The organism is Pyxidicoccus sp. MSG2 (assembly GCF_026626705.1).
Taxonomy (GTDB): domain Bacteria; phylum Myxococcota; class Myxococcia; order Myxococcales; family Myxococcaceae; genus Myxococcus.
Window position 1 is genome coordinate 6207960 of the sequence record NZ_JAPNKC010000001.1, and the last position, 20122, is coordinate 6228081.

At 71.6% G+C, this 20122-nt stretch carries 16 protein-coding genes; 10 read left to right on the forward strand and 6 right to left on the reverse strand.

Going from position 1 to position 20122, the window contains the following annotated elements; genetic code table 11:
• Window positions 1-2: 2 nt before the first annotated feature.
• Window positions 3-671: a response regulator gene (locus tag OV427_RS24330; protein ID WP_267863470.1), complete on the reverse strand. Its 669-nt coding sequence runs from the start codon at window positions 669-671 to the stop codon at window positions 3-5.
• Here OV427_RS24330 and OV427_RS24335 point away from each other — a divergent pair.
• The 4 genes from OV427_RS24335 to OV427_RS24350 all read left to right on the forward strand — a co-directional run bounded on the left by OV427_RS24335 (window position 600) and on the right by OV427_RS24350 (window position 3696).
• Window positions 600-761, forward strand: a complete 162-nt coding sequence (locus OV427_RS24335; RefSeq protein ID WP_267863603.1) for a hypothetical protein — start codon at window positions 600-602, stop codon at window positions 759-761. The genes OV427_RS24330 and OV427_RS24335 overlap by 72 nt on opposite strands.
• A gap of 154 nt (window positions 762-915) precedes the next feature.
• Window positions 916-1167, forward strand: a complete 252-nt coding sequence (locus OV427_RS24340; protein WP_267858553.1) for a hypothetical protein — start codon at window positions 916-918, stop codon at window positions 1165-1167.
• A 79-nt stretch (window positions 1168-1246) separates the two neighbouring features.
• The gene (locus OV427_RS24345; RefSeq protein WP_267858554.1) at window positions 1247-1633 is read left to right on the forward strand and encodes a response regulator; all 387 of its coding nucleotides are present in this window, start codon (window positions 1247-1249) and stop codon (window positions 1631-1633) included.
• Between the two features lie 83 nt (window positions 1634-1716).
• Window positions 1717-3696 carry a PAS domain S-box protein gene (locus tag OV427_RS24350; RefSeq protein WP_267858555.1) on the forward strand — a complete coding sequence of 660 codons (1980 nt, stop codon included), beginning with the start codon at window positions 1717-1719 and terminating at the stop codon, window positions 3694-3696.
• Between the two features lie 15 nt (window positions 3697-3711).
• Here the strand turns inward: OV427_RS24350 and OV427_RS24355 are convergent, their stop codons facing one another.
• A complete protein-coding gene (locus tag OV427_RS24355) occupies window positions 3712-4080 on the reverse strand; it encodes a response regulator (protein WP_267858556.1) in 369 nt (122 codons plus the stop codon).
• Window positions 4081-4189: 109 nt separating this feature from the next.
• Window positions 4190-5335, reverse strand: coding sequence for a serine/threonine-protein kinase (locus OV427_RS24360; protein ID WP_267858557.1), 1146 nt, complete (start codon window positions 5333-5335; stop codon window positions 4190-4192).
• 687 nt (window positions 5336-6022) lie between these two features.
• On the opposite strand from OV427_RS24360, the gene OV427_RS24365 reads away from it, so the two are divergent.
• A complete protein-coding gene (locus OV427_RS24365) occupies window positions 6023-6427 on the forward strand; it encodes a helix-turn-helix transcriptional regulator (protein ID WP_324289983.1) in 405 nt (134 codons plus the stop codon).
• Window positions 6428-6478: 51 nt separating this feature from the next.
• On the opposite strand, the gene OV427_RS24370 is transcribed toward OV427_RS24365, so the two are convergent.
• The 3 genes from OV427_RS24370 to OV427_RS24380 form a co-directional block, all read right to left on the reverse strand.
• A complete protein-coding gene (locus OV427_RS24370; protein ID WP_267858558.1) occupies window positions 6479-7093 on the reverse strand; it encodes a TIGR02265 family protein in 615 nt (204 codons plus the stop codon).
• Between the two features lie 424 nt (window positions 7094-7517).
• Window positions 7518-8435, reverse strand: a complete 918-nt coding sequence (locus tag OV427_RS24375; protein WP_267858559.1) for a hypothetical protein — start codon at window positions 8433-8435, stop codon at window positions 7518-7520.
• Window positions 8432-9991: an OmpA family protein gene (locus OV427_RS24380; protein ID WP_267858560.1), complete on the reverse strand. Its 1560-nt coding sequence runs from the start codon at window positions 9989-9991 to the stop codon at window positions 8432-8434. Before OV427_RS24380 ends, OV427_RS24375 begins: the two co-directional genes overlap by 4 nt.
• A 248-nt stretch (window positions 9992-10239) precedes the next feature.
• On the opposite strand from OV427_RS24380, the gene OV427_RS24385 reads away from it, so the two are divergent.
• The 5 genes from OV427_RS24385 to OV427_RS24405 all read left to right on the forward strand — a co-directional run bounded on the left by OV427_RS24385 (window position 10240) and on the right by OV427_RS24405 (window position 19994).
• Window positions 10240-13140, forward strand: a complete 2901-nt coding sequence (locus tag OV427_RS24385) for a TonB family protein (RefSeq protein WP_267858561.1) — start codon at window positions 10240-10242, stop codon at window positions 13138-13140.
• Window positions 13141-13312: 172 nt separating this feature from the next.
• Window positions 13313-15688, forward strand: coding sequence for a GAF domain-containing protein (locus OV427_RS24390; protein WP_267858562.1), 2376 nt, complete (start codon window positions 13313-13315; stop codon window positions 15686-15688).
• Window positions 15689-15724: 36 nt separating this feature from the next.
• Window positions 15725-17161 (forward strand): DUF2380 domain-containing protein, encoded by a 1437-nt coding sequence (locus tag OV427_RS24395; RefSeq protein ID WP_267858563.1) that lies wholly within the window; start codon window positions 15725-15727, stop codon window positions 17159-17161.
• On the forward strand, window positions 17158-17628 hold the full coding sequence (locus OV427_RS24400; protein ID WP_267858564.1) for an NUDIX hydrolase: 471 nt from the start codon (window positions 17158-17160) through the stop codon (window positions 17626-17628). Before OV427_RS24395 ends, OV427_RS24400 begins: the two co-directional genes overlap by 4 nt.
• A gap of 143 nt (window positions 17629-17771) precedes the next feature.
• Complete coding sequence (locus OV427_RS24405) at window positions 17772-19994, forward strand: S9 family peptidase (protein ID WP_267858565.1); 2223 nt, start codon at window positions 17772-17774, stop codon at window positions 19992-19994.
• Window positions 19995-20122 lie beyond the last annotated feature (128 nt).

The window sequence follows — 20122 nt, forward strand, 5'->3', positions numbered from 1 at the left end:
GCTCAGGACACGCGGAGGAGGTCCGGCGGAATATCGATGGAGGAGGCGGTGAGCACGCGCTGCTCGTCGTCCACCTCCAGCACCACCCGTACGCCCCCCACCGTCACCAGCAGCGCGGGCGGCACGCCCGGCAGCGCCATCAGCCACGTGGACGTCATGGGCAGCTCCGTGCCCACCAGCTCCGCCGCGCGCAGCAGGTGCAGCCGCACCCCGTGGCTCTGTGCCTGGGGCAGCTGGTCCAACGAGAGGGCCACGTGCTCCTGGAGCCGCAGCGCGTACGGCCCGGAGGGCTCGCGGAGCGGAGTCTCGGGCAGGTGCCGCAGCCGCGCGCGCAGCTCGCCCAGCATCGCCTCCGGGTCGGCGGGCTTGCGCAGGTAGCCCACCACGCCCCCGAGCGGCGGCTCTTCGCCGCTCAGCGCCCCGGAGAACATCAGCACGTTCAGGTGCCGCAGCCGCTCGTTCGTCCGCAGCTGGCCATACAGCTCCCAGCCGTCCATCCGCGGCAGCACCAGGTCCAGCAGGATGAGGTCCGGGTGTCCGGCGCGCGGATGGGTGCGCAGCCACTCCAGGGCTTCCATCCCATCCGAGGCGTGGGAGACGTGAAGGCCTTCCGCACGCGCGGCGTCTCCCAGGCGTTCCTGCCAGGTGGAGTCATCCTCGACGAGGAGCAGATGATGGACGGGCCGGGACATGACGCGGAGCTCGGCGACGAGCAGGGCCTGATTACCGCCAGCGAAGACTTCGAGCCAGATGGGAAATGACCCCCCGTTTCCTGGCGGACAGGGGGCGGGGTGTTTCGCACCACACAGCGGAGTGTGGGGGACACCCCCCCGCATGGCGTCGGAAACCGACGGCTGCATTGGACCCGTGGTACGGCTTGTTCCGTAGGACGGAACTGGTCAGTCTGGCAGTACCATGGCCTTCCGCCTCCAGCTCGAGCCCCGGGCTCTGCGCACCCTCCGCGGGTGTCCATCGGCGGTGCGGGAGCGGCTGCAGTCGGAGCTCGGCGCGCTCGTCGCCGGACTCCCGCTCGAAGGGCCGCCCGTCACCGTGCGGGCCGGGCTGGTGGTGCTCGATTCGGGCTTCCGCGTCCACTACCACCTGGAATCGGGCCACGGCCTGGTGCGGCTGACGCACATGCAGCCTCCGCCGGGCCAGGCAGGCTGAGCGGAGGCCGCCAGTCAGACCTCCCTGGCTGGTGGGGGCCGGAGCTCTCATGTCAGCCCGGGGTACTACCGTCAGTTGAATGGAAATCTCCGTCCCCGGCGTCGGCTCGGTCCTCGTGGTGGAGGACGACGCGGACCTGCGCGCCGCCGTCGCCGACATCCTGGAGGACGCGGGCTTCGAGGTGCATGTGGCCGAGAACGGCCAGGACGCCCTGCATGTCTTCGGCGAGCTGGGACACCGGGGGGAGCGCCCCTGCCTCGTGCTGCTCGACTTGATGATGCCCGTCATGGACGGCCTCACCTTCATGGAGCACGCGCGCGCGGACCCCGGGCTGAGCCAGGTCCCCATCGTGGTGTTCTCCGCCTCGGTGCGCGAGCCGCCCGAGGGCGCCCGGGCCATGCTGCGCAAGCCCTTCGAGATTCCCCTCCTGCTGGACACCGTGGCCGGCTTCTGCGCCCAGGGCTGAGCGGCCCGCGCCTTTCGCTGCACGGCACTCCGCGCGGATTGCGGTTGTGGGAGGGCGACCCGGGGACTTAATTCCCCGCCACCGTGCCCACCGCCCTGGCCGACTTCCTCCTCCTGCAGCGGGACGCCATCATGGAGGCGTGGGAGGCGGAGGTGCGCGCCATGCCCGGGGCGCGGGCCCTGTCGCGGCCCGCGCTGCGCGACGGCCTGCCCCGGTTGCTGGAGGTCGTCGCCACGCTGATGCGCGAGCGGCCCCAGGGCGGGGAGGCCTCGGGGCTGGACTCCATTCCGGACCTGCACGCGCTGGAGCGGCTGGGAGAGGGCTTCGACCTGAGGCAGGTGGTGACGGAGTACCGCCTGCTGCGCGGCTGCGTGCTGAGGATGTGGATGCGCCGGGCCGAGGTCGCCCCCACCTCCGAGGCGGAGCGCGTCTTCCACGAGGCCATGGACGAGGCCGTGGCTGCCTCCATCAGCCGCTCGTCCCAGGCGCAGGCCCAGGCCCGCGAGCGCCAGGCGCGCGCCGAGGCGGAGGCGTCGCTGGCCCGCCTGCGCGAGAGCGAGGCCGGCCTGCGGCGCTGGGAGGAGGTCTTCACCCGGCTGGGCGTGGGCGTGGTGGTGGTGAGCGCGGAGGACAACATCCTGCGCGACGTGAATCCCGCCTTCGCGCGCATGCACGGGTACTCGCCGGAGGAGCTGAAGGGACGGCCGTTGGAGGACACCCTCGCGCCCGAGGCGCGCGGCGCGCTGCCCCGGCACGTGGCCGCCGCGCACTCCAAGCTCTCCCATGAGTATGAGTCGCTCCACGTCCGGAAGGACGGCAGCCGCTTCCCCGCCTACTCCCACGTGACGGCCTTCCGCGATGGGACGGGCCGCGTGGTGCAGCGCGTGGCCACCGTGCTGGACATCACCCAGCGGCGCGCGGTGGAGGTGGACCGACAGCGGCTGCTGGCGGCGATTGAAGCGGAGCGGGCGCGGCTGGCGTCGGTGCTGGAGCAGATGCCCGCCGGCGTCTTCATCGCCGAGGCGCCTGGCGGGCGGCTGGTGATGACCAACCGGCAGGTGGAGGCGCTCACCGGCCAGCCCTTCCACCCGCCCTCCCCGGCGGAGGACATCACCCGCGGCTACCCCGAGGTGCTGCACCCCGACGGGCGGCCGTACGCTCCCGAGGAGCGGCCGCTGATGCGCAGCGTGCTCCAGGGCGAGGTGGTGCGTGGCGAGGAGCTGCTCCTCCCGCGCGAGGACGGCCAGCGGTTGACGGTGCTCGTCTCCAGCGCGCCCATCCGGGACAGGGACGGCGCCATCGTCGCCGCCGTGGCCACCATGGTGGACGTCACCGAGCGGCGCCGCGCGCAGGAGGCGGCCCTGCAGGCCGCCCTCTTCGGCGAGCGGCTCATCGCCATCGTCAGCCATGACCTACGCAACCCCCTCAACGCCATCCAGCTCTCCGCCACGCAGCTCCTGCACAGCGAGGCGCTGGCCGAGCGCGAGCGGCGGCTCGTCACCCGGCTGGCCCGCTCCGCGGACCGGATGCGGCGCATGATTTCGGAGCTGCTGGACTTCACCCGGGGGCGGCTGGGCGGCGGCATCCCGATTCAGCGCGCGGTCGGCGACGTGCGCGCGGTGGTGCGCCAGGGCGTGGAGGAGCTGGAGGCGGCGTTTCCGGAGCGGAGCCTGCGCATCCAGGTGGGGCCGGGCCGCTACGAGGGCCAGTGGGACGCGGACCGGCTCCTGCAGGTGGTGAGCAACCTGGGCGGCAACGCGCTCCAGTACGGCCCGCCCGAGCTCCCCGTCACCTTCCTCCTGGCGGACGCGGGCGACGCGGTGGTGCTGGAGGTCCACAACGGGGGCGAGCCCATTGCCCCGGAGATGCTGCCGCGCCTGTTCGACCCGTTCCGGCGCGGCACCTCCGCCGGCCACGCGGGTGGGACGGGCGCCGGCCTGGGGCTGGGGCTCTACATCGTCGAGCAGGTGGTGAAGGGCCACGGCGGGCGCATCGAGGTGCAGTCCGAAGCCGAGGCGGGCACCACCTTCCGGGTGACGTTGCCGCGCGCGCAGCCGGGCTGAGCGAGCGGCCCTCCTTCAGTTCAGGCCCACCACGCGCGTCAGCGTGTCGCGCAATTCGCCCAGGTCCACCGGCTTGGGCACGGTGGCGCGCACGCCCTCGGGCAGGGGTTGCGAGCTGCCCGCGCCGGACACCACCACCACCGGCAGGGTGCGCAGCCGCGAGTCCTCGCGCACGTGGCGCATCAGCTCCCAGCCGCTCATCACCGGCATCATCAAGTCGAGCAGCACCGCGTCCGGCATCGGCGGGCGGCGCAGGCGCTCCCACGCGCAGAGGCCATTGCCCGCCGTCTCCACCTGGAAGCCCTCCAGGGTGAGGAATTCCTCTAGCAGCTCGCGGCTGTCGGCGTGGTCTTCCACCAGGAGGACGAGACTTGGCGTGGACATGGGCCCCAGCGTTGTACCGGGGTCCAATGGCCGCCAGGGCCGCACTGTGAAGGCGTCCGCCCGTCGACGCCCGGAGTGTCCGGGAGGACACGCTGCGGGTTGGTGGGTGTCAGGAGGCGGCTTCGTCTTCCGGGAGGAGCCGGTCTTCCGTGGCCTCCTCGGGGGACTCGCCGCCCTGCACGCGCAGCGCGGCGTAGCGCAGGCCGGCCAGCTCGGCGAGGGCCTCCGCGCGGCCGAAGGGCTGGCCGGCACGGCGCAGGTGCTCGCGCAGGGCGCGGGCCAGCTCCGCGACGGTGGTGAAGCGCTCCGCCCGGTCCGGGGCGAGCGCCTTCTGGACGATGGGCAGGAGGGAGGCGGGCACCGCGCGTGTGGCGTCGTCCAGGTCCGCCTGGGAGTAGGCGAGGATGCGGCCCTTCAGCTCGGTCGCGGCGGCGAGGCTGACGGCCTCGTGCATGGCGACGTCCAGCGCCAGCTCGTGGGAGGGGGAGTCCTGGACGCGCACGCGCTCGCGGCGGCGGCGGGCCTCCGTGTCGAAGCGGTCCGCGCCCTCGAAGAGGTGGCGGCCGGTGAGCAACTGGAGCAGGACGATGCCCAGGGAGAACAGGTCCGCGCGCGCGTCCAGGCCAATCTGGGCCACGTGCTCGGGCGCCGCGTAGGCGAGGCTGCCCGGCAGGTCCGGCCCGCCGCTGGCCAGACGCCCCGGCAGCCGGGACCAGGCGGCGCCGAAGTCCAGCAGCTTCACCGCGCCGTGCTCGGTGACGAGGATGTTGTGGGGGCCCACGTCGCGGTGCACCACCTCGAGCGCGCGGCCGTGCTCGTCCGCGAGGCCGTGGGCGTGGTGGAGCGCGTCCGCGACTTCCGCGGTGATGTAGAGGGCGAAGCCCTCCGAGAAGGGGAGCTGGGCGCGGGTGGAGGACTCCAGCAGCGCGTCCAGGCGGTGGCCGGGCGTGTGCTCGAAGACGAGCACCGGCGCGTCGTCGGGGCCCTTGAGGTGGTGCATGGTGACGAGGTTGGGATGGTGGAGCTGCGCGCTGAGGCGCCCCTCCTCGAGCAACCGGCGCGGGGCCTCGGCCACCGCGTGCAGCGGTCGCTTGACGACGGCATAGCCACCGAAGCCCCAGTCATACAGGCGCCGGGCGAGCACCAGCTCTCCGTGGTGGGCGCGGCCCAGGGTGCGAACGAACTCGTAGGTCGTGCGGCCGGAGCGCAGCAGCACCAGTGGCGGCGGGGGGACTTCGGACGGCAGGGACGACATGGCGGCTCTCCTGATGCCGGCAGACCTCCCACGTCGGCCGGCTCACCTTCCGAGTATGGTCGTCCTGTTCCCGGAAGTCACCCGGTGGGTAGTCACCACCCGGCCCCGCCGCGTGGGCTCGGCCTTGCCCGCGCACAGGCGGGGATTCGCGAGCCATTCAATGTCAATGCAGACACCCGGCGGGTGAGGCCGGGCGTGAATTCCTTTCGCTGAACGTGTCGGCGATGGCTGCCTTTCAGCGGAGCGTCCGGGGTGGCTCGGGCACGTGTCCCGGGATGGGGGGCTGCCCACGCGCGGAGGGGACTGCCGCCCGGGTCCGCACCTCCACCTCCGGAGGCGGGACGGCTCCGGTAACGCCGCCGGCCTCCGGACGGAGCGGGCAGGGCGCTTCTCAGGGAATTCAGGGGGTGTGGTCCAGGGTGGGATACACGCCCTGTCCCAGGCGCGGGTGACGGGATGGGTGGGGGGCGCGCCCCGGGTTTCCGGAGCGCTCCCGGGGCGGATACACTACCCGCCATATCGGTATATCGCCTGCTGACTTGCTGGGTTATAAGTCGGGAAGCCCGCGACCGGGGGCGGCTTGTTCCTGCTCAGGCCGTGGCTTCGGTCCGAACTCAGAAGGTTGACGTGGTGAAGACCCACCCTGAAGGTTCCGCTACCCCCCGCAGGCGGCCCCGGCTCCGCAGTGTGACGGACCGCGCGAGGAAGTCGCGTCAGCAACTGGAGCGGCGCCTGGCGGCGAGTGTTGGCGAGGAGGCCCGGATTGCGCGGCTGCGCGCGGGGCTGACGCAGGCGGACGTCGCGGAGCGCATCGGCATCGCGGCGGAGGTGTATGGGCGCATGGAGCGCGGGAAGATGATGCCCAGCGTGCCCACCCTGTTCCGGCTGTGCCTGGCCCTGCGGCTGTCCGCGGATGTGGGGATGGGGCTCGTCACGGCGGCGTCGGTCGGCGCCGCGCTGTGGGAGGACGAGTCCCGGGACAAGGACCACCTGCCGGAGATGCGCCGGCTGCTGCGGACGCTGCGGCGCATGTCGCGCGGCCAGCTCAAGCTGATGAACCAGGTCGCCGCCGCCATCCTGCCCCAGCGCTGAGTGCCGCCCCGGCCGTGTGCCTTCCACGCCGGGGCCAGCCCTGGGAGGTCCTCAGCGCCAGGACACCGCGTACTCCGCGTCGAGCACGCCGGTGTCGCGCCCGTGGACCTGGACGTCCCGCGCGCCCACCGCCTCCAGCATCCCGGCGAGGACGCCCTCGTGGTACGCGGGCGGCATGAAGTTGCGCTTCATGGTGAAGCAGCCGCTCGTCGGCCCCGTCCACGTCATGCCGCGCTCGCCGTAGCTCACCGACAGGCGGAAGCCCGTCGGGAGCTGCTCGAGGAGCAGGCGGGGCTCGTCACGGGCGAGCATCCGCAGCGTCTTCCCCGCGACGGACGCCAGGAAGTCGTGCGCGGCCTGCTGGCCCATGCGGTGGTGGGCCTCGTCGAAGCCCCCGCACGCGTCCGCCAGCAGGTGCGCCGCCAGGAAGGAGAGCTGCAGGAAGTGCGTGACGGGGTAGGAGTAGAAGTCGAGGTAGCGCTTTTCCGGCAGCAGCTTCCGGCACTCCTCCTCCAGGGCGGGGCCGCCCAACTGTCGCACCATCTCCAGGACGCCCCGGAAGAACATGCCGCGCGTGGTGTCCTCGGGTGTGGCGAGCGCGCACCGCTGCTTCAGGGACCGCTCCACCTCCGGCGCCATGGGGCGGACCCGGAGGAGCGGGGTCATGACGTCGGATTCCAGCTTCAACGAGAGGCGCGGTTGCATGGAGGGCAGGGCGGACGGCTGACGGGGGAGTCCAGGGGGGAATGGACAGACGGGTGCCGCACGCTGTCTGGGCGTGTCTGCACTCGAGGTGGAGTGAGGAGTGGCTCCGTGTGTGACGAGGCCGGCCTCGAATCGTGTTCCCGCGTACGCTGTTTTTTCGCGATTGAGGTGATTCCCAGGTAACAAATGATTTCATGAAAGGCAAATGAGGTTTGCGGCGACGAGGCCGCATGTCTTTGCCAGCACGGCGGGCAGGCTTTGGATGTAAGGGATTCCCACGAGAGCAGGCCGTCCCGCTTCCAGATTTCAGATCTGAAATCCAGACAGTGACGGTGCCCGGCGCCTTTCCTCCAGCGGCGGGTGTAAGGAATTGCGGGCCCGCCGCTCAGCTTCCGCGCCGCCGCCGCAGCGCGAGCATCAGCAACAGCAGCCCCGCCACCGCGCCCGGAGCTGGCGCGCCCGTGCAGCCCATGCCCGAGCCCAGGTAGTCCAGCGCGTCGGAGGTCGGGGCGTCGTCCGGAGGCACCGGGTCCGGTCGTCCCGCGTCGTCGCCCGTGCCGCCATCCCCGTCGCCCGTGCCGCCATCCTCGTTGGCCGTGCCCGCGTCCTCCGCCGGAGTGCCGCCGTCCTCGCCGCCACCCGGGTTCGCCCCCCCGTCCTCGTCGCCGGATGTGCCCCCGTCGCCGCCACCGGTGCCCGCGTCGCTCGGCGACGGGCCTCCATCGCCACCGCCCGTGCCCGCATCGCCGCCCGCCGGGCCGCCGTCGTGGTCACCGGTGCCCGCGTCGCTCGGTGACGGGCCGCCATCCGCATCGCCCGTGCCCGCGTCACCTCCGGACGAGCCCCCATCCGCGCCCGTCCCCGCGTCACCTCCGGGCACGCCGCCGTCATCGCCCGGGCTGCCAGCGTCCAGCGGCGGAGGAAGCTCCTCCACCGTCCACTCCCAGGTCGCGGGCGTCTCGTCCACCAGGTCCTCACGCCAGTCGTACGCATAGACCTGGATGCTGTGCGGACCCGGCGCGAGGCCCTCGAGGTGCCAGGTGTCGCCGTCGCAGAGCACGTAGACCGGCCCTTCATCCAGCCTGCACCAGAACTCGGCGTCGGCCACGTTGGACGCGAAGGTGAAGTCGGCCGTGGTGGACGTCGTGAAGTCGTCCGGGCCGGTGAGGATGTGGGTCCGCACCTCCCCATCTCCGGCGAAGGCGGACGGCGCGCACAGCAGCGTCAGCCCCAGCAGCACGAGCCAGCCGGCCACGCGCATCACTCCGGCGCGCACCAGGTCGAACGTCGGCGGGGCAATCATGGCGTGGCCTCATGGGCGCTGCCCGGCGTCGCGGTGGCGGGCGGGATGATGTGGAACTCCACGCGGCGGTTGCGCTCGCGTCCGGCGGAGGTGTCGTTGGTGTCCGCGGGCACGTCCGGGCCCCGGCCCACCGCGCGCAGCCGCTTCGCCTCCACGCCGCGCCGCTCCAACTGCCGGCACACCGACTCCGCGCGCGCCTGCGACAGGCGCCGGTTGTACGAGGCCGGGCCGATGTTGTCCGTGTGCCCCTCCACCACCACCTGCTCCAATTCCGGGTGCTCGCGCAGCACCTTCGCCACCTGGTCCATCAGCGGGTAGGAGCGTGGCAGCACCTCCGCGCGGTCGAAGGCGAAGAAGATGCGCTCGGTAATCTCCAGCGTCTTCTCGGTGAGGTAGACCACCTGCCGCACCGACTCCGGGCAGCCCTGGTTGGACGGCGGGCCGGGCTCGCGCGGGCAGTTGTCCATGCCATCCGCCACCGTGTCCGCGTCCATGTCCAACACCTCCACGACGTCCGGCTCGGGCGGCGCCGCGCCGTCCTCCACCTCGGGCTCCACCAGGGCCAGGGTGTCCTCACCGGGCAGCCCGTCGCGCACGTCGCTGTCCGGCTCGCGCGCCACCGCGGGCAGCGGGACGGAAGGGGCCTCCTGCTTCAAGCGCAGCGGGTCGAAGCCCATGCCCATCAGCACGCGGAAGGCGGGCACGCCGGGCGCGACCCCCAGGCCGGGGCCTCCCAGGGCAAACACTTCGAAGCGCTCGCTGAAGAGGTAGCGCGCGCCGGCCAGTACCTCGCCGGACCAGAGGGAACCGCCGGTGAGCGGCGCGGCGGCGCGCACGCTCAGCTCGCCTCGCAGCGAGCCGTCCACGTTCGTCACCCCCAGCGCGAAGGGCAGCTCCGAGCCCACCGCGTGCGTGCCCACCTGCACGCGCTCGCGCAGCCGCGTGCCCGCCTCCAGCGACACGCGCATCCGGTCGAACTTCCGGCCCACCGCGAGGCGCGGCGTCACGCTCCAGCGCCCGTCCCCCATGAGCGCCTCGCGCCGTCCCAGCGGCAGGCCCGCGTCCACCTCCGCCGCCAGGTCCACCAGCGCGCCGTCCGCCTCGCGCAACAGGCCCACGCGCGCGCGCACCAGCGGCGTTCCGAGGCCGGAGCGCCGCAGCTCCCCCAGGCCCAGCCCCGCCAGCGACATGCCGCCCTGGCCCAGCAGCACCGGCACCGCCGCGCCCACCTCCAGCCGAGGGTGCGGTGCGACGGCCACCGCCAGGTGCAGCAGTGCGCGCTCGCGCACGACCTCGCCCACCCGGCGCCCGTCTCGCACCATGACGAGCGGGTGGTGCTGGTAGTGCGTCACCACCGCCAGCCGCAGCGTGCCCGGCTCCAGCAGCAGGCCATCCGAGCCCAGCAGCGCGCCACGCGAGGTGGGCGTCACGATGAGGCGCTCGAGGTCGAAGGCGGGCAGCGGCGGAGGCTCGGCGGCCACGGCGACCGTGCCCGAGAGGAGCAACAGCACGGCGCACGCCAGCCGGCTCCAGGTCGAAGGGGGTGTGAATCGCATGGAGGGGGTTCTCCGGGGTGGAGAACAAGGTGGGGAGCGCCCCGGCTCGCGTCCTCCCGCCCCGGTGGCCGAGCCGCGTGTCCTTCCCCCGACGAGGCCCCCCACACCGTCCACCCGCTGACGGATGCGGGGAACTTCGACGGCATGAGAGCAGTCAGGCGAGGGCCTTCGCTCGGGGGCGCTTGTCACCCTGGCCCGTCCCTGGCCTCATGGGGCCCAGGGGCCGACTCGAAAACAACGTGAAGCACATGATTCGTGGACAGAGGCGGAGGGGGGGGCCCCGGACGCGCGCGCTCGCGCTGGTGCTCGGACTGCTCGTGCCGGTGCTGGCGGCGCGGGCGCAGGACGTGGGCGCGCCGGACGGAGGCCCGAGGGAGGTGGAGCGGGAGCTGGCGCGCACGGACGCGGGCTGGGCCGTGGACCCGCGTGCCGAGGCCTCGGGGACGGAGGCCGTCGCGGACGCGGGCGTGCCGCAGCAGGCCTTCGTGCCGCCGTCGCTGGTGGCGGACTCGCCCGCGCCGTACCCGCCGCAGCTCGCGGCGGAGGGCGTGGCGGGCGTGGTGAAGCTGGAGTTGCTCATCGACGAGGCGGGCGAGGTGGAGTCCGCCACGCTGGTGGAGGGACTGCATCCGCAATTGGACCGGGCCGCGCTGCACGCCGCGCCGTCGCTGCGCTTCAACCCGGCCACGCTGGACGGGCAGCCGGTGCGCGTGCGCCTGTTCTTCGAGTACCGCTTCGAGGCCCCCGTGCCGCTGGCGGGCGTGGACGGCGGCGTGGCCCCCGACGGGCCCGTCACGCTGCGCGGCCTGGTGCGCACCCGGGGCAATCGCCGCCCCATCACCGGCGCCACGCTGCTGTCGGACGCGCTGCCGGACGCACCGGTGCAGACGGACGAGCACGGCCGCTTCGAGGCGCGCTGGCCCGCGGGCGCGCACAAGGTCCGCGTGGTGGCGCCCGGCCACAAGCCCTTCGTCTTCCGCGAGAAGCTCAACGCGAAGGAGGCGCTGGAAGTCGTGTACGGGCTGGAGCCGCTCGTCATCAACCCGTACGAGACGGTGGTGCGCGGAGACAGGGACCGCACCGAGGTGAGCCGCGTCACGCTGCACGACGCGGAGCTGCGCGAGGTGCCCGGCACCATGGGCGACCCGTTCCGCGTCGTCATGCTGATGCCGGGCGTGGGCAGCATGCTGTCCGGCGTGGCGTACCCGGTGGTGCGCGGCAGCCAGCCCGCGTCCACCGGCTACTTCCTCGACGGCATCCGCGTCCCCATCCTCTTCCACCTGTTCCTCGGGCCCGCCGTCATCCACCCGGACTTCATCGACGCCATCGACTTCTATCCGGGCACGCCGCCGCCGAAGTACGGGCGGCTGATGGGCGGCGCCATCGAAGGGCGCCTCAGCCGGCCGCGCGACGACGGCGTCCACGGCAGCGCCTACGCGGACCTCATCAACGCGGGCTTCTTCATCGAGACGCCCTTCGAGGACACCCGCACCAACGTCAGCCTCGCCGGCCGCTACTCGTACACGCCGTGGATCATCGCGCTCGCGGCCAACAGCCTCCAGGCCCCGCCCGCGCCGGGTCGGGAGAACCCGAAGGTGGTGCTCGACTTCTGGGACTACCAGGGCCGCATCGAGCAGGACATTGGCAAGGGCAAGCTGCGGCTGTTCGCCTTCGGCTCCTCGGACACCTTCGGCAGCGAGGCACAGGACGACTTCAGCAGCAGCGCGCTGCAGTCCATCATCTTCCACCGCGTGGACCTGCGCTTCCGCCACCCGGTGGGCCCCGGCGAGCTCGAGGTGGGCGCCACGTGGGGGCTGGACCGCTTCTCCATCGTCAGCGAGGACGTGGCCGACAACGCCAACGCCATCTACATCGACCAGGGCACCCTGTCCGCGCGCCTGGGCTACACGATGACGGTGTCCCCGACGCTCTCGCTGCGCGGCGGCGCGGACATCGACTCCAAGCGCGCCATCGTCGACATCCTCGACGAGACGCGGGACAGCTCCGAGGAGGTGGAGACGGCGCCCGTCGCGCTGGGCACCTTCATGGGTGCGTATGCGGAAGCGGTGTGGCAGCCCGACGACAAGTGGTCCGTGGTGCCCGGCCTGCGCGTGGACAACTACCACCTGTCTCCCGGCATCGACCACGGCGTGCTGGAGCCGCGAATCACCGTGCGCAGGAAGATGTCGGAAACGCTCACCCTCAAGGGCGGCGCGGGCCTCTTCCACCAGCCGCCCACCACCCTCATCAGCCTGCCCGTGGTGGACGTGGGCAGCCTGCTGCTCGGGCTCCAGGAGGGCATCCAGGTCTCCGCGGGCGCGGAGTGGAAGGCGTGGCGCGATTTGGAGGTGGGCGTGGACGTCTACGTCAACCCCATGGTGCGCACCATCGAGCTGACGCCCTTCTCCGACGAGGGGCTGGTGGACGACGTGGACCCCGACCTGCCCGGCGACGTGGAGGTGACGAAGGGCGCTCGCCAGTCACGCGCCGTGCGCCGCGCGTTCCAGGAGGAGGACGATGACGGCGGCGGCCTCATCCCGGACCGGGGCGACATCGACTTCCCGGACTTCACCAGCAACGGCCTGGCGTACGGGTTGGAGGTGCTCATCCGCCACCCGCTGGGGAACAACTGGTTCGGGTGGCTCTCGTACACGCTGCAGCGCAGCACCCGTCTCACGCGCTTCTACCGCTACGACGGAGCGGGCAACGTCATTGGCGAGGACGAGAAGGACCTGCCCTTCGCCTTCGACCAGACGCACATCGTCAACCTGGTGCTCAGCTACAAGTTCTCCAACAGCGTCACGGTGGGCGGCGTGGTGCACTTCAACAGCGGCCGCCCGGAGTACGGCTCCCTGGGCACGCAGACGCACCGCCAGGGCGAGGACGCGGCGCGCCGGCCCGCGTGGGTGAAGTCGGACCGGGACGAGGTGGACCGGCTGCCGGGCTTCCTCCGCTTCGACCTGCGGCTGTCCAAGGCGTGGGTCTACGACTCCTTCAACCTGGAGGCGTACCTGGACATGCTCAACGTCACCATCAGCCGGGAGACGGTGGGCTTCGAGTACAACGGCGGCGACGGACGGCCGCTCACCAAGGAGGCGGTGGGCCTGCCCATCGTTCTGCCCATTCTTGGAGTGAAGGGGCGCTACTGAGCAGGAGGATTGATGGATAGCGCACGCTTACCTGCCCGCCCCGCCGCCGTGCGGGGCACGCGCTCCTTCGCGGAGGTGTAATCCTAAGCTGACTTTTGTTCCCAGAGCCCCCGCCCCCGGGGCCATGGGCCCGGACGCACTCCGGACCGCCGAACACCCAGGTGACCTCTTCATGTTCCAGGACGGGATTCCGACGAAGGCCGAGGGCTTCGAGCGACTGGGGGCTCCCGCTCGTCACCATGCGGTGACAGCGCCGAGCCTCATGCTGGCGCCCCTGCTGCCGCCACCTGAAGAGTCCTCGCACCACCCCGTCATGGCGAGCGTCGAGGTGCCCGCGGTGCTGCTGGTGGACGACAACCCCGCCAACCTGGTGGCGCTGGAGGCCATCCTCGAGCCGCTGGGCGTGCGGATGGACAAGGCGCCTTCCGGTGAGCAGGCCCTGCGCTTCCTGCTGCGCGAGGAGTACGCCGTCATCCTGCTCGACGTGCGCATGGCGGGGCTGAGCGGCTTCGAGACGGCGGCGCTCATCAAGCAGCGCGAGCGCACGCGCAACGTCCCCATCATCTTCCTCACCGCCTACGGGCGGGACGACGTGGAGCTCATCACCGGCTACTCCACCGGCGCGGTGGACTTCCTGCAGAAGCCCTTCCCTCCGGAGGTGCTGCGCTCGAAGGTGTCCGTCTTCGTGGAGCTGTTCCGCGCGCAGCAACAGGTGCGGCGCCAGTCGGAGCTGCTGAAGCAGAAGGAAGCCGAGGCGCGCGACGCCGCGCTGCGGGCGTCCGGCTACATCGACCGGCTGCGCGACTTCGCCGCCCGCCTGTCCGAGGCGGACACGGTGGCGGAGGTGTGCCGCGCCCTCTTCGAGCACGGGCTGGTGGCGGCCGGGGCAAGGGCGGCGGCCGTCAACCTGCTGGACGCGGCCGGCGAGACGCTCGAAATCGTGGACGCCACCGGCTACTCGGAAGCGGTGCTGACGCAGTGGCGCCGGGTGCCGCTGTCCGCGCCCATTCCCCTCACCCAGGCGGTGCGGGAGCAGCGGGCCATCTGGCTGGGCTCGCTGGAAGAGTGGCAGGAGCACTATCCGGACGTGGACGCGCGCGGCGCGCATGAGGCGGCCGTGTCGCTGCCGCTCATGGTGAAAGGCCGGGTGGTGGGCGCCATCGCGCTGGCCTTCGCCACCACGCGTGTCTTCACGGAGATGGACCGGGCCTTCTTCACCGCGCTGGCGCACGCGTGCGCGCAGGCGATGGAGCGGGTGCGGCTGTCCACCGAGGAGCGCCGGGCCCACGAGCAGGCGCGCACGGCCGCCGCGCGGCTGCGGCTGTTGGGTGAGGTCTCGGACGCGTTCAGCGTCACCAACCGCGACCTGGGCGGGCTGCTGGACACCATCGCCCAGCACGTGGCGCTGCACCTCGCGGAGGCGTGCGCGCTCTACCTCCTGTCCGCTGACGGCGAGCGGCTGGAGCTCCAGACCTTCCACCACGTGAATCCGGAGGCGGAGGCGCTCTACCGCGAGGTGCTCCAGGTGCCGCTGCGCTCCGGCGAGGGCTTCAGCGGGCGCGTGCTGGCGTCCGGCCAGTCTCAGCTCATCCCCTTCGTGACGCAGGAGGCGCTGCTGGCCATGGTGCCGCCGGAGCGGCAGGAGGCCGTCCTGCGCTTCCCCATCCACAGCCTGGTGGGTGTCCCGCTGCGGATGCAGGGCCGCGTGGTGGGCGTGCTGTCGCTGTGTCGCTTCGGCCCGGACCGGCCCTTCACGCGGGACGACCTGGGGCTGCTGGAGGAGCTGGCGGCGAAGGCGGCGATTTCCATCGAGAACGCGCGCCTGTTCACGGAGCAGCGGCGCGCGCAGGAGGAGCTGCGGCGCCGCGCCGAGTTCGAGCAGCAACTGGTGGGCATCGTCTCGCATGACCTGCGCAACCCGCTGGCGGCCATCTCCATGTCCGCGGGGCTGATGGAGAAGAAGGGCGAGCTGTCCGACGCGCAGCGGCGCATGGTGACGCGCATCAACCAGGCCACCGAGCGCGCGGCGCGGATGATTCGCGACCTGCTGGACTTCACCAAGGCGCGGCTGGGCGGCGGCATTGCGCTGCACCCCCAGCCCACGGACCTGAAGGACGTGGTGCACCAGGTGGTGGACGAGGTGCTGGTGGCGCACTCCGGGCGGCACGTGGAGCTGGACGTGGGGCCCGAGCTGAAGGGCGAGTGGGACCCGGACCGCATCTCGCAGGTGCTGACGAATCTCTTGAGCAACGCGCTGACGTACAGCCCTTCGAGCGCGCCGGTGCGGGTGGCGGCGTGGGTGGACGGGGACAGCGCCGTGATGACGGTCTTCAACGGTGGAGCCTTCATCCCCGCGGAGCTGCTGCCCCGCCTGTTCGAGCCGATGACGCGTGGCACGCTGAAGGAGGGCCAGTCCAGCCGGAGCATCGGCCTGGGGCTCTACATCGTCCGCGACATCGTCCGTGGCCACGGTGGCAGCGTGGACGTGGTGTCCTCCGAGGCGCACGGCACCACCTTCACCGTGCGCCTGCCCCGGCACGGGGCCTGAGCCGCGCGTCCCACGGGGTGGGCCTGGGAGTGGACGATGCGCGCTGAGGCCCTGCTGCTGAGCGTGGCCGTGCTCACCACAAGCTGTGCGTCGTTGCCGGCGGCGCCCGGCCGAAGGGAAGGCCTGAGCTACCAGCCGCGCGGTGCCGGGGAGCCCGAGCGATTGAATCGCCTTCAGGGCTCCGGTGAAGTCGTGACGGGAATGGCCTCCGGTGGCGTGTCGAGTGGGCAGAGCGCCACGCTGACCCGTCAAGCGGTCGTCGATGCGGTTGACGAGGTGAGGGACTCCACTTCCGGAAGCGCCAACGCGCTCGCGAAGCTCGCGGCTCGCAAGGCGGGCATTGGTGGAGCCAACGGCGTCTTCATTCGCTACGTCGCCTACGGTTCCAGCCAACTGCCATGGCTTCGGGGCGCACTCGGTGGTGCAACCACGCTGGTGGATGCAGCCGAAGAGGTCGCTGACGCGGACATGGAGTTGGGCCTCCTCGGGATGACGGGCCCACGCCTCCAGGCCGCGATGTTCGGCGACATGCTGCTCGCCGCATGGCTCGACTTCCTCAACCTCGCTGACGTCGTGCTCCAGCAGTGCCCGGCCTACAGCGCCGAGCGGCTGCTCAAGGACATGGACCGCGTGCAGCGAATGATGGAGCCCACCCTGGCGGCGCTCGCATCACAGGACCCGGAGCGGGTCGAGACAGCGGCTGCGACGATGCCCGGGTTGATGGGGCAGCTCGCGCGCGAGTTCGGTTCCATCCGTGAGGGCGCGCGCACGGCCATGGAGCGCAGCGGGCAGGCGATGGCGGCGGCGCAGTTCGTGGAGATGCTCACCCTCGTTTCGACGCTGAAGCTGTCACTGCCCCGGTTGCCGCCGGCCGCTCCCGCCACGGTCGGCGTGGGGCTCGTCATGGGCTCGGGTGGAGTGATGGCGGGCTCGCGGCTCGTCGTTTCCGCGGAGTGGGTGGAGATGATTCGCCGGCTCGTGAAGGCGGGCGTCATCTCCGTGCCCGTCGTCAGCGCTGCCGTCCGCATTCATGCAGGTCAGGTGATGATGGCGCAGTCGAACGGGGACCTGCCGCGGGGCGTGCGTGACGCGCTCGGTGACGGGCCCGAGGTTCGCGGCATGCGCGAGACCGGTAGAGCCGGAGCGGGCATGTCCGAGAATCCGCTGCACCACGTCCTGCCGCGGGAGCGCCGTGCATGGTTCGAGCAGCGAGGTTTCACGGGTGACATGGACATCGACCATTTCTGCGTCAGGCTGGAGCAGGCACACCACGAGGCGATTCACGGTGGGGGTGATTGGCGCCTGGGACGCATGTGGCCCAAAGAATGGAACCGGATGATCATGAAGGAGTTGCTCGACGCCGAGGCCAGGGCTGGCCGGAGATTGTCGCGAAGCGAGATCTTGAGGCTCGTCGCAAGGAGCATGAGGAACTATAAAATCCCGATGAACTTCGCTTCTGGGAGAAGGCGATGAGCGAGGACCGCTCCTGGCAGGGGAACTGGAGGGTTCGCCTGTATGAGCGGGTCCGCGAGCGCGGGTATGATTCGCTGACCGCCTTCGCTGAGGCGCGCCCTGCCGTCCCGCTGTATCTCCTGGCCGAGGAACTTGGCAGGAATGACGTCGCGGGCGTGCAGGTGTTGAGCGCGTTGCTTGCTGAAGCGGAACAGCGGAAGCAGGTTACACGCTGTGTCCGCGACGTACTCGCGCGCGAGTTGTCCGAGAGTTTTCCTGACGGCTGGCCGGCTGTGATGAACGAAGAAATCCGTTTCGAGGCCATCATGGCGCTCAGTTCATGGACTGCCCACGTCCCCGATACGCATGAGGAGCGAGCAAGGCAGGCCGGCGATGCTCTTCTCGCTACGCCGCCGCCCCCTGGCTGGCGCCCGCTTGGCCCCGATGACGAGTTGTTGCAGACGTTGTTACCCGACGAGGAAGCCTGACCTACAATGGCGTGGACGGAGATTTCCTCCACGGAGCAAGCGCGCGCGGCTGTACCGTCACAGCGCCTGCGGTAGGGTGATTTCGCAGTGACTCCTCGCTGTCACGGAGCGGCGACCCCTGACACGGGGTGGCCGGCCCCCGCATGCGCTACCTCCTCGCGGCGCTCGCACTGCTGAGCGCTCCCGTCCTGGCTCAGTCGAAGCCCGCGCCGTCCTCCGTTCCCACCGAGGATTCATTCCTCCGGCAGCTGTCCGAGACACGCAACTTCAACCTCGGGCGTCCCGGCCTCGGGACCATCACCCCCGACGAGAAGACAGTCTTCTTCCTCCGGGCCCAGCCTCCCTCCGGCGCGCAGACGCTCTTCGCCTTCGACGTGGCGACGGGCCAGACGCGCGAGGTGCTCACCCCGGAGTCGCTCCTCAAGGGCGCCGAGGAGACGCTCACCGCCGAGGAGAAGGCCCGGCGCGAGCGCATGCGCATGGTGGCCTCCGGCTTCGCCTCCTACGCGCTGTCCACCGACGGCGAGCGGCTCCGGCTGTCGCTGTCCGGCCGCCTCTACGTCGTCGAGCGCGCGTCCGGCAAGGTGACGGAACTGAAGACGGGGCCGGGCACCATCGACCCGCAATTCTCCCCCGACGGCCGCCAGGTGGCGTACGTGCGCGACAACGACGTCTACCGCGTGGACCTCGCCTCCAACACCGAGTCCCGGGTGACGCGCGGCGGGACGCCGGAGAAGACCCACGGCCTCGCCGAGTTCCTCGCCCAGGAGGAGATGGGCCGCTTCTCCGGCTTCTGGTGGAGCCCCGACTCGAAGCTCATCGCCTACACCGAGTCCGACACCTCCCAAGTGGAGCAGTTCACCATCGTCGACGTCATGCACCCCGAGGCCGGCGCCCAGCGCTTCCCCTACCCGCGCGCGGGCAAGGCCAACGCCAAGGTGCGCCTGGGCCTCACGCCCGTGACGGGCGGCAGGACGACGTGGGTGGACTGGGACGCGACGAAGTACCCGTACCTCGCCTCCGTCACGTGGCCGGCGAAGGGGCCGCTGACGCTGCTGGTGCAGAACCGCCTGCAGACCGAAGAGCAGGTGCTCGCGGTGGACGTGAAGACGGGCCGCACGCGCGTGCTCCTCACCGAGAAGGACGACGCGTGGCTGGATTTGCACCCGCCCTTCCCCGAGTGGCTCCCGGACGGCAGCGGCTTCCTCTGGCTCACCGAGCGCAACGGCGCCCTGGAGGTGGAGTTGCGCGACGCGGGCGGCGGCCTCGTGCGCTCGCTGGTGAAGCCAGACGCCGGCTTCCGCGGCCTGGTGCGCTACCTGCCCGCGGAGGACACGCTGTACTTCCTCGGTGGCCCCAACCCCACCGAGCGCTACCTGTGGCGCGTGGTGAAGGGCGGCGCGCCTGCGCGCGTGACGTCCGGCGGCCCGGCGCTGGAGTCCGCGCGCATGAGCGAGAAGGGCCATCTCGCCGTGCTCCTCACGGAAGGTCCCACGAGCCTGCGCCGCGCCCAGGTGCTGAAGGCAGACGGCACGCGCGTGGGCGAATTGCCCTCCGTGGCGAAGGAGCCGCCCTTCCAGCCCCGGCTCGAGGTCCGCCAGGTGGGCAGGGAGCGCTTCTGGGCGTCCATCGTCCGCCCGCGTGACTTCAAGCCCGGCGTGAAGCTGCCCGTCATCGTCGACGTGTACGGCGGCGCCATCGCCACCAGCGTCCACCAGAGCATGGCGCAGAGCCTCCTGTCGCAGTGGATGGCGGACCAGGGCTTCCTCGTCGTGAAGTTCGACGGGCGCGGCACGCCGCTGCGGGGCAGCGCCTGGCTGCGCGCCGTGAAGTACGACCTGGGGCTGGTGACGCTGGAGGACCAGGTCGCCGCGCTGAAGGCGCTCGCGGCGGAAGTGCCCGAGGTGGACCTCCAGCGCGCGGGCATCGTCGGCTGGAGCCACGGCGGCTACATCAGCGCGCTCGCCGCCATGGAGCGGCCGGACGTCTTCAAGGCCGCCGTCGCCGGCGCGCTGGTGGCGGACTGGCGCGACTACGACACCCACGTCTCCGAGCGCCTCCTCGGCCTGCCCGACGAGCATCCGGAGGCCTACGAGAAGAGCTCGCTGCTCACCTATGCGAAGCAGGACAGGCCCATCGGCCGGCTGCTGCTCATCCACGGCACCGCGGACGACAACGTCTACTTCTTCCACACGCTGAAGCTGTCGGACGCGCTGTTCCGAGCGGGCCGGCCGCATGAGCTGCTGCCCCTCAGTGGCTACACGCACATGGTGGGCGACCCCCTCGTCAGCCAGCGCATGTGGGAGCGGGTGATGCGTCACTTCAAGGAGTCCCTGGCCGCCCTCCCGGGTACGGCGGCCCGCTGAGCGGCGAAGTGCTCACGGGTGAGCAATGGGCCGGGGGGCTGTACCCCGGGACAGGCTCGCTCCGGTGGGGACATGGCACTCTTTTCCTCCACCGCATGCTTCGTGCCGCGGGTCTGGGCGGCGCGCGC